The following is a 10,893-nucleotide window of genomic DNA, read 5'->3' as shown; positions in this document are numbered from 1 at the left end:
AAGAGATTTTCGAAGAGTATTAAATACTTTTTCCTGGTAATAATGTAACTGGTAAAAAGTAACCTGTTGTGGCAACTTCCTTGCCTTCGATTTTTTGCAAGAGGAGGTCAACAGTAAGGCAGGCAATTTCTTCCAAAGGTTGCTTGATAGTAGCCAGTTGAGGGTAGTAATTCTCGATAAAGTAGGTTCCATCGTATCCGATGACTTTAAGCTCTTCAGGGACAGAAATGCCCAGTTCTTGAGCGATTTTAATGACCAGAATAGCTGTTAAGTCATCTGAAGCAAAAATGGCGTCTGGTTTTTGACGGGTCAAGATATTTTTGATTTCCATTTCCTTTCTAACTGGAGAAAAGTCACTGGAAACATTGATAATAGGGGCATTTGGCAGAATAGATGCAAAACCAGCGTGGCGTAGTCCAGTTGGCGAATTAGAATTGTCATTCCCTGTAATCATGATGATAGACTGGGCTCCTGTCTTGACCAAAGTCTGGGCAGCAAGAACTCCACCAGCATAGTTGTCAGAGGAAACGACAGGAATGTCTGGTGATAGGTTTCGGTCAAAGGAAATAATCGGTGCTGTCACACGATTATAGTCTTCAATTCCTAGGTTGTGACTACCAGAAATAATGCCATCCACCTGATTGGCTTCCAACATTTCGATGTACTCGCATTCCTTTTCAGAGTCATGCTCACTGTTGCAGATGATGGTCTTGTAACCATTCTTAAAAAGCTGGTGTTCCAGCTTATCAATCAATTCTGCGTAGAAAACATTGGAAATATTGGGAAAAATCAAGCCGATTAACTTAGCTGATTTTCCTTGCAAACTACGAGCTAGGTTGTTGGGTTTATAGCCCAATTCCCGCATGGCTTCATTGACTTTTTGGATGGTTTTCTCAGATAGATAACCTTTTTTATTGATAACCCGAGAAACGGTAGTAGGGCTGACGCCTGCAAGTTTGGCGACATCAGTTAGTTTTGCGACCATAATCTAATTCATAGTAAGTTCCAGTTGGGTTTCCAGATTTGATCAGGATACCATTTTGGTCTGCATGTGGGAAGACACGACCGGAAAATACTTTTTCTCCTTTATTGATGAAAATTTCAAAGACAGAGTTATCGATGAAAATCGTAGCAGTAGTAGCTTGGTTATCGATTGGGCAAGAACGAGTAGTTCCAAATTCTTGGGCGTACTGTTCACCAACCTGGCTACGATTCACTGTCACTTGACCATTTACAAGGTCAAAGTTGATGGAAAGTCCCTTGCCTTCTTGATCAGCAAGTAAGACAATCTCGCTCAGGCTATTAGCTTCCAAGTTGAGTTCAAGTTCGTAAGTGTTCCTAGTTTGGGCACGATTTGAGAAGGCTTCTTCAGAGGCACGAAGGTCCTTGACAGCTGCGACTGGGAATTGGTAGAGTTTACCGTCTTTGATAGTGAGTTCTTTGACCAAAGAGAAGGTTCCTTGGTGGTCAAAACGGTCAGATGGATATGAAACATCAGGTAATCCAAGCCAGCTAACAGCTAGAGCGCGTCCATCAGGAGCATTGAAGGCTTGAGTTGCATAGGCTTCGAAACCATAATCCATATTTTGAAGTTGAGATACATCTACCATTTTGGCATTTTCAGGATCAAAGGAAGCCCCAATCTTATACATATTTGGATAGATATTATCGTAGTCTAGAACATCTTTATCCAATCCTTGTGGGCAGTAGAGAAGGACAGGTTGCTCCCCTACAAAGACCAGATTTGGACATTCCATCATGTAGGCAGTACGGTCGTTAGCAAAGTCAAGGTCGCCAATAGCTTGCCAGTTTGTGTAGTCGTTGTTAACAGCCTTGTAGAGACGGACGAAGCCTTTTTTCTCCAAGTCCTGTCCACCAACGATGGCATAATATTGACCCTTAAAGTTAAAAATTTGTGGGTCACGGAAGTGGTCAGTTGAGTCAGCAGGCTGGTCAATCAAGATCTTGTCAATCTTCGTAATCTTACCATCCTTGTCCATCAAAGCCCCAATCTGGTAAGGGTGACGAATCCAGTTTTCATCGCGGACATTTCCTGTATAAAATAGGAACAAGCTATCGCCAAACTGCATGGCAGAACCAGAGTAGGCACCGTGGCTATCTAATGGAGTATCAGGCAAAACTTTGACACCAGTTTCTGTGAAGTGAACCAAATCATCACTTTCTAGCTGTGCCCAAGATTTTAAACCGTGGGCCGCACCAAAAGGAAAATTCTGGTAAAAGAGGATCCACTTGCCATCAAAGTAAGAAAAGCCATTTGGGTCGTTGAGAAGTCCTGTTTTTGGCTCAACATGGTAATGAGTATGCCATGGGGATTGTGCCATATTTTCCTTTATATGTTGAATTTCTTCTTGCGTCCAATCTTGATAAAGTCTGTAACGACGCTCAGTTGTCCATTCCATTCATTCATTCCTCCAAAAATCTTATCACTTTTAATAGTAACCGTTTTCGGTAAAAAATGCAAGCCTTTTATGTTAAAAAAGAGGAAAAACTGTCAAACGTTTATCATAAAATAGAAGCAGAAAATCAATCAACTATCTACAGAGAATTGAAATAAAGTGAAACAAAACCCTTTTGAACTCAGATTTCAAACTTATTTTTTCAAGGAATACCTGATAAAACAGTCAAAAATAATCAATCTAAAGCGCGCCTACTAAGTGGATAGAATATTTTTTCTGCAAAACGCTTGACATAGTTCTAAAACATGATAAAATAATAGTCGTAAGGGCGGATAAAATCGCTTTCAAACAAGAACAAAATTTTATATAAGGAGATTTTTGCAAATGAACAATCAGGAAATTGCAAAAAAAGTCATCGATGCCTTGGGCGGACGTGAAAATGTCAACAGTGTAGCTCACTGTGCGACTCGTCTTCGTGTCATGGTCAAAGATGAAGGGAAAATTAATAAAGAAGTGATTGAGAACTTGGAAAAAGTTCAAGGTGCTTTCTTTAACTCAGGTCAATACCAAATCATCTTTGGTACAGGTACAGTTAACAAAATGTACGATGAGGTTGTTGCACTTGGTTTGCCAACATCATCTAAAGATGACATGAAAGCAGAAGCTGCGAAACAAGGAAACTGGTTCCAACGTGCTATCCGTACTTTCGGTGACGTTTTCGTTCCAATCATCCCAGTTATCGTAGCGACAGGTCTCTTCATGGGGGTGCGTGGTCTTTTCAACGCTCTTGAAATGCCACTTCCAGGTGACTTTGCAACTTACACACAAATCTTGACAGATACAGCCTTCATCATCTTGCCAGGTTTGGTTGTGTGGTCAACCTTCCGCGTATTCGGTGGAAATCCTGCCGTTGGTATCGTTCTTGGTATGATGCTTGTTTCTGGCTCACTTCCAAACGCTTGGGCAGTCGCTTCAGGTGGTGAAGTAACAGCTATGAACTTCTTTGGTTTCATCCCTGTTGTTGGTTTGCAAGGTTCCGTTCTTCCAGCCTTCATCATCGGGGTTGTCGGAGCTAAATTTGAAAAAGCTGTCCGCAAGGTTGTTCCAGATGTGATTGACCTCTTGGTAACACCATTCGTGACACTTTTGGTTATGTCTATCCTTGGACTCTTTGTCATCGGACCAGTCTTCCACGTTGTTGAAAACTACATCCTTCTTGGAACAAAAGCACTCCTTAGCTTGCCATTTGGTCTTGGTGGTTTCTTGATTGGTGGGGTTCACCAATTGATCGTCGTGTCAGGTGTACACCACATCTTCAACTTGCTTGAAGTTCAATTGCTTGCTGCTGACCATGCTAACCCATTTAACGCGATCATCACAGCTGCTATGACAGCTCAAGGTGCTGCGACTGTTGCGGTTGGTGTTAAAACTAAAAATCCAAAACTGAAAACTCTTGCTTTCCCAGCTGCTCTTTCTGCCTTCCTAGGTATTACAGAGCCTGCTATCTTCGGGGTGAACTTGCGCTTCCGTAAACCATTCTTCCTTTCATTGATTGCTGGTGCAATCGGTGGTGGATTGGCTTCAATCCTTGGACTTGCTGGTAATGGTAGTGGTATCACCATCATCCCTGGTACAATGCTTTATGTTGGTAACGGACAACTTGCCAAATACCTTCTTATGGTAGCTGTATCATTCGTTCTTGGTTTCGCTCTTACTTACATGTTTGGTTATGAGGATGAAAAAGAAGTTGCTACTGAAGCGGCGACAGAACGTTTGGTCCAAGAAGAAACAACTGGCAACATTCCAGCAGCTCTTCAAAATGAAACACTTGTAACTCCTATCGTCGGTGATGTTGTCGCTCTTGCTGATGTCAATGACCCAGTCTTCTCAAGCGGAGCTATGGGACAAGGTATCGCTGTGAAACCTAGCCAAGGCGTGGTATATGCACCAGCTGATGCTGAAGTTTCAATTGCCTTTCCAACAGGACACGCTTTTGGTTTGAAAACAACTGATGGTGCTGAAGTTTTAATCCACGTTGGTATCGACACTGTAACAATGAACGGTGAAGGTTTTGAAGCAAAAGTTGCTCAAGGTGACAAGGTGAAAGCAGGAGATGTTCTTGGAACATTTGATTCAAACAAAATCGCTGCAGCTGGTCTTGATGATACAACAATGGTTATCGTTACGAATACAGCTGACTACGCTTCAGTAGCTCCAGTCGCAACAGGTTCAGTTGCTAAGGGGGATGCTGTTATTGAAGTGAAAATCTAATACTCTTCGAAAATCAAATTCAAACCATGTCAGCTTCGCCTTGCCGTAGATATATGTAACTGACTTCGTCAGTCTTATCTACAACCTCAAAGCATTGCTTTGAGCAACCTTCGGCTAGCTTCCTAGTTTGCTCTTTGATTTTCATTGAGTACAATATTCCCTCTCACAATGAAAACGAACAAATGACATGTTTGTTCGTTTTTGCTTGAATGGTAAGATTTACAGAGGAAAATCTAAAAAATAGAGAAATTTAGACTTTCGAAATATGCTATAATAAAGAAAATAAAAACAAGAGGTTTATCATGACAAAATTATATGGAAGCTTGGAAGCGGGCGGTACAAAGTTTGTTTGTGCTGTCGGTGATGAAAACTTTAACGTTGTAGAAAAAACACAATTTCCAACAACAACTCCAATCGAAACAATCGATAAAACCATCGAGTTCTTCTCAAAATTCGATAACCTTGCTGGTCTTGCAGTTGGTTCATTTGGTCCGATTGATATTGATAAAAACTCAAAAACTTATGGATTTATCACGACGACTCCAAAACCAAACTGGGCAAATGTGGACTTGCTTGGTGCCCTTCGTCGTGCCCTCAACGTGCCAATGTACTTCACTACAGACGTAAACAGCTCTGCTTATGGTGAAGTGGTTGCCCGTAACAATGCTGGTGGTCGTATCGAAAACTTGGTTTACTACACAATCGGTACAGGTATCGGTGCAGGTGTCATCCAACGTGGTGAGTTTATCGGTGGTGTGGGTCACCCTGAAATGGGTCATTATTATGTTGCTAGACACCCAATGGATATTGAAAAAGAGTTTAAGGGTGTTTGTCCTTTCCATAAGGGATGTCTGGAAGGCTATGCAGCTGGTCCAAGTTTGGAAGCTCGTACAGGTGTTCGTGGGGAAAACATTGAACTCAACAACCCTGTTTGGGATGTCCAAGCCTACTATATCGCTCAAGCTGCGGTTAATGCGACAGTGACTTTCCGCCCAGATGTGATTGTCTTTGGTGGAGGGGTCATGGCTCAACAACACATGCTGGACCGTGTCCGTGAGAAATTTACATCTCTTCTCAATGGTTACCTACCAGTACCTGATGTGCGTGATTACATTGTAACGCCAGCAGTAGCAGGAAATGGTTCTGCTACTCTTGGGAACTTTGTTCTTGCAAAAGAAGTTTCGAAATAAAGCACAAAATCCGCTTGGGAAACCAAACGGATTTTTTATGTGTCAAAGCATTTGCCAGAAAAAGTCAATAATATAAGTCAGACCGTAGGTATAAACCACGAGGGTAAAGGGTTTGGTCAGAATGATGATGGTCATATAGCGCTTGAAACTCATCTTGGTCAGGGCAGCCAGCATACAGAGAAAGTCAGCTGGACTAATGGGCCAAATCATCATAAAGATAAAGAAACGGTCAAAACGATTGCCCTTATCCAACCAGCCGATATACTTGTCATAGGTGCGCTTGCTGACGACAGACTGAACAAAGGCAGCTCCGTAGAGGCGCACCAGATAAAAGATAATGGCACAGCCAATCACGATGCCGATATAGTTGTAGATAGTACCGATGATGTGACCGTAGATAAAGACCCCAGCGACGGAGGTCAAGGCCCCAGGAATGATAGGGACGACCGTTTGTAAAATCTGTAAAAAGATAAAGAGAGGTGGCCCCCAGATACCTGCTTGCTGGATAAAGGCAGAGAGGGTTTCTTTAGACTGTAAAACCCCAGCCTGATAAGCCCAAATACAGAAAATCAAACTCCCAACCCCACCGACAATCGATGAGATGTTGATAACTTGCTGCAGAAGGGGAGAAACAGCTTTCATTTGTTTATCCTGTGACATGTAAACTCCTCATAGATAGTATAGTTCTACTATACCATATTTTGGAGGAGAAAGGGGGAATGATTGCTTTTGTGATGGGAAGAGTAGTGGAATTTGAGGCTAAACATGCTATAATAAAGGGAGCAGACAAGTAGCAAAGGAGAGAGTATGATACAGGCAAAACCAGAACTGGAGATAGAAAAACAGCTGGTCAACCAACTGGTGACTGGGGAAAGTCAATGGACTTACAGAGATGACCTTAAAACAGAAGAGCAATTATGGGAAAACTTCTTTGAAAAGCTAGCCCAGAACAATGTGGCTCTATTGGCAGATCATCCCCTGACAGAACAGGAAAAACGCCAGATTCAGAATCAACTGAACTTTGTTAGCTACTATGATGCGGCCAAGTGATTGGTCGGCGAAAATGGCATTGCCAAGGTTGAGGTTCAGAGAGAAGATGCTAGTTTGGGGACTATCCGTCTATCTGTCATCTGGCGAGACAATATCGCAGCTGGTAAGTCTAGTTATGAGGTTGTCAACCAAGTCGAGAGAGATAAGATAAATCCTCAAGATCAAGATCGCAGGCTAGATGTGACCCTCTTGATCAATGGCCTTCCAATGATTCAGATTGAGCTTAAAAGTCCCCGAGTTGCTTTTTTAGATGCCTTTCATCAAATTAAAAAATATGACCGCGAAGGCAAGTTCCGTGGCATCTATTCTAGCTTACAGATGTTTGTTGTGACCAACAAGGTAGATACACGCTATATCGCTGCAGCTAGGGAAAATAAACTCAACAAGCAATTTCTAACCAAGTGGGTGGATAAAGACAACCAACCCATAACGAGCTTGACCAGCTTTGCCCACGAAGTCCTTTCCATCCCTCGTGCCCACCAGATGGTTATGCAGTATTCTGTCCTTGATGATAGCAAGAAAGCTCTTATCCTCTTGCGTCCTTACCAGATCCACGCCATCGAAGCAGTGCAAGAAGCCTCTCGCCAGCAAGCATCAGGATATGTCTGGCATACGACAGGTTCAGGTAAGACCCTGACTTCTTATAAGGTAGCTCGAAATCTCCTCCAGATTCCATCCATCCAAAAGACGATTTTTGTCGTTGACCGTAGGGACTTGGATCAACAGACCACTTCATCTTTTCTCTCCTATGCGACCAATGATGTCATTGATATTGACGAGACGGATAATACCCATGATTTGGTCAAACGACTAGGAAGTAATGATAAGCGTGTGGTGGTGACCACCATCCAGAAAATCACCACCATGATGCGTAAGTTTGAACAAGGTCTTTACCAAAGAGATGCGGACAAAATCAAGGGTCTCCGAGTGGCCTTTGTCGTGGATGAATGCCACCGTGCCGTTACGCCACAAACACAAAAAGACATTAAGGCCTTTTTCCCACAGTCGCTCTGGTATGGTTTTACAGGCACACCTATCTTTAAAGAAAATAAACGCCAACAGGTCGGAGACCTAGCTCAAACCACCCAGCAACAGTACGGTGACCGTCTCCATGAGTATACAGTAAAGGAAGCCATCCATGATGGAGCAGTTTTAGGCTTTAAGGTGGATTATCGCAATACCCTCATCACGGATAAATCCGAAAATGACCTACCAGATACCGTCTACGAGGATGAGGAGCATATGCTGGAAGTCCTGGATGCCATTATCAATAAATCCCGTCAACAGTTAGGCTTCCAAAAAGGAGTTGGTAAGACCTACAATGCTATCCTGACCGTTAAATCAATCCCTCAAGCCCAAGCCTATTATGACCTCCTCAAACGAGTCAAGGATGGGGAGACGAGAGTTAAGGTATCGGAAAGGGTCAAGCAGGTTCTTCCAGACTTTCCAAAGACGACCATCACCTACTCGGTCACAGAAAATGAAGAAGACTCAAGAGCCAACCAAGACCACATGAAGCAGGTCTTAGAGGACTATAACCAAGAGTTTGATACCCACTTTACCATGTCGGATCTTCGTGGCTTTAATACGGATGTCAATAACCGTCTAGCTCGAAAACAGGACAAATACCTCTATCGCAATGAGCAGTTGGACTTAGTCATCGTGGTCAATCGTCTCTTAACGGGATTTGATGCTCCTTGTTTATCAACTCTTTTTATCGACCGAAAACCCATGCAACCGCAGGACTTGATTCAGGCTTTTAGCCGAACCAACCGTATTTTTGATAGCAGTAAGACCTACGGTCATATCATCACCTTCCAAAAGCCTCTAGCCTTTAAGGAAGCAGTAGATAGTGCCCTCAAACTCTACTCAAATGGTGGTGAAAACGAGGTCCTAGCCCCAAGCTGGGAAGAGGAAAAGAGGAACTTTTTACGGAGTTGCAGTGATTTTAAAAATCTTGCTACTGATGACTATGTGAACGGTCTAGATCTCGAGCAAGTCTCTACATCTGAGTTGAGGAAACTGGCTAAAACCTATCAAGCCTTTGATAAATACCTAGCCTCTATCCGAGTGTATAAAGAGTATGATGAGGAAGAGCTTTACAGTCAGACGGGACTTGATGGAGAAAAGTTGGAAAGGTATCTGGGACTTTATCGAAATGTCCTTGCAGAATTAAAAAGCCGAGTAGAGGATGATGACGATGGAGAGCCACTTGATATCCACTATGAATTGGAGTCTATCCAAGTGGATGAGATCAACTATGCCTATATCTTAACCTTGATTCAAAGCCTAATTGAACAAGGTCAAAGTCAAGAAAAGAACCTAAGCGCTCAAGATAGGGAAGCCGTGGATAACTATATTCAGAGTCTTGAGAAGACCAATCCAAATCTTGCCCAGATCATCACTGAACTTTGGAGAGAGGTACAAGAACATCCGGAAAGCTATCGTGGTCAGTCTATCGCAAATATCTTGGATCAGATGATCGAGGCTGTCATCCAACAACATATCCAAGTCTTTAGCAAACGTTGGTATGTCGGAGAGGATGAACTCCGATACTATGTTGAACACTACCGTAAGGGAGCTAAAAAACAACTAGGAGAAAGCCAGCTGACCAAGAGCCAGCGCTATCAGGACTATAAGCTAGAGGTGTCAGATGCCCTCAATCCTCTCCTCTATAAAAAACAAATCAAGGAAGCCTATACCCAGCTAGTAGAGGAAGTCATTGAGCCGTTGAGGGTTAGGAGATAGTTCTTCGAGACTTAGAATAGGCTTGCTTCCTAAAGTTTATGTGTATTCTAAGTTTAGAATAAGTGCGCTTACATAAATTTACAAGTATTCTAAGTTTCGAATAGCTTATCTGAGAGAGTTTTGAGGTCTTCTAGCTTTCGAATAGTCGTCTTTCTTAAAGTTTAAATGTATTCTAAAGCTAGGAAAGTTAAAATTTAAAAATAGTAAGAGTCTCTATCTGATGGACGGAGTGTGTGTCCAGTCAGATAGGGATTTTTTAATTTGGAAATGTCTGATTTGTTCTGAAAAGTACATTTTAGATGGAAATAATGACAGTTGAGCGGAAGTGGAACAAATCTTTTAAAGTAACTGTTAGAATTATTTTAAAAGTTTACATAATGGAAAATAGAAAGGATATCATCATGACAAAAACATACGCTATTCGTCCACTTAGTTACAGCAACTTTACCAACCGTGAGTTTGAAAGCCTAATGATGGATACTCATCAGAGTCTAGCTACTTTTTCTAAGGCAAACAAGGATGAGGGCATGTATTCCAAACATTTGGAACCCTTCAAGACCAAGCTAGATGATTTTCAAGCTCAACTTGCGGCTGTGGAGACGAAAGAGTCTAGTAATCTGACAGAAGTCGATCGCAATCGTGATAGTGCTTTGGTCGGTCTCTTTACCCTTCATAGAGGATTTGCTAAGATTAAGGATGCCAAGCTCAAAGAAGCTCATGAAACTCTGAAACCAGTCTTTGCCAAGTACAAGGACATTACTAAGCACAGCAATGATATGGAAACGGCAGAAATCAAGAGCCTGCTCAAAACACTTAGTGAAACACCCTATCATGAGGCAGTGACCAGTCTAGGACTGACACCTATGCTGACGGCTGTGATCAATGCTCAAGAGGAATATGGTCAAGTGGAGAGTAAGGCGCGTGCTTCTAAGTCTGCCAAGGAAGTTGGCAAGACCAGACAACTCCGTACCGAACTTTCAACCAGCTACGACCTCTTTATGCGCTATACTGCAGCCAGTGCAGAAGCCTACCCTGAAAAGGAACACCTGACTCAACTCCTCAAGGAACTCAATAGCATCCGAGATAGCAAGCGCCGTCTCATCACTAGTAGCAAGAAAGATAAAAAGACCAAACCAGCAGAACCAGCCCAAGCAGCAGGTTAAAGACAACCCCTTAGAAGCGGATTTCTAAGGGGGATTTTGCGTATAAAAGCTTTA

6 protein-coding genes and 1 pseudogene are annotated in these 10,893 nt (G+C 42.5%); 4 read left to right on the top strand and 3 right to left on the bottom strand.

Going from position 1 to position 10,893, the window contains the following annotated elements; all coding sequences use genetic code 11:
• Positions 1 to 19: 19 nt before the first annotated feature.
• Positions 20 to 985: a LacI family DNA-binding transcriptional regulator gene (locus HT724_RS05700; RefSeq protein ID WP_173275501.1), complete on the bottom strand. Its 966-nt coding sequence runs from the start codon at positions 983 to 985 to the stop codon at positions 20 to 22.
• On the bottom strand, positions 966 to 2,420 hold the full coding sequence (locus tag HT724_RS05695; RefSeq protein WP_173275498.1) for a glycoside hydrolase family 32 protein: 1,455 nt from the start codon (positions 2,418 to 2,420) through the stop codon (positions 966 to 968). The genes HT724_RS05700 and HT724_RS05695 overlap by 20 nt, the downstream gene beginning before the upstream one ends.
• Positions 2,421 to 2,801: 381 nt before the next feature.
• Here HT724_RS05695 and HT724_RS05690 point away from each other — a divergent pair, with 381 nt between their 5' ends.
• Both HT724_RS05690 and scrK read left to right on the top strand, forming a co-directional pair.
• Entirely contained in the window at positions 2,802 to 4,688 is a 1,887-nt protein-coding gene (locus HT724_RS05690) for a sucrose-specific PTS transporter subunit IIBC (RefSeq protein WP_173275495.1), read from the top strand.
• Between the two features lie 302 nt (positions 4,689 to 4,990).
• Positions 4,991 to 5,878: a fructokinase ScrK gene (scrK, locus tag HT724_RS05685; RefSeq protein ID WP_000164310.1), complete on the top strand. Its 888-nt coding sequence runs from the start codon at positions 4,991 to 4,993 to the stop codon at positions 5,876 to 5,878.
• A gap of 42 nt (positions 5,879 to 5,920) precedes the next feature.
• Here scrK and HT724_RS05680 read toward each other — a convergent pair whose 3' ends face one another.
• Positions 5,921 to 6,538, bottom strand: a complete 618-nt coding sequence (locus tag HT724_RS05680) for a TVP38/TMEM64 family protein (protein ID WP_000076170.1) — start codon at positions 6,536 to 6,538, stop codon at positions 5,921 to 5,923.
• A 147-nt stretch (positions 6,539 to 6,685) separates the two neighbouring features.
• Between HT724_RS05680 and HT724_RS05675 the strand changes: the two are divergent.
• Together HT724_RS05675 and HT724_RS05670 are read left to right on the top strand one after the other, a co-directional pair.
• Positions 6,686 to 9,676, top strand: a pseudogene (locus HT724_RS05675) (type I restriction endonuclease subunit R).
• Positions 9,677 to 10,077: 401 nt separating this feature from the next.
• Complete coding sequence (locus tag HT724_RS05670; protein WP_173275493.1) at positions 10,078 to 10,839, top strand: DUF6261 family protein; 762 nt, start codon at positions 10,078 to 10,080, stop codon at positions 10,837 to 10,839.
• The last annotated feature ends 54 nt before the right edge of the window (positions 10,840 to 10,893 follow it).

This window comes from Streptococcus sp. k-402 (genome assembly GCF_013277515.1).
Classification (GTDB): domain Bacteria; phylum Bacillota; class Bacilli; order Lactobacillales; family Streptococcaceae; genus Streptococcus.
Note: the sequence above shows the minus strand (reverse complement) of the source record. Positions and strands in the feature narration are given on the sequence as shown.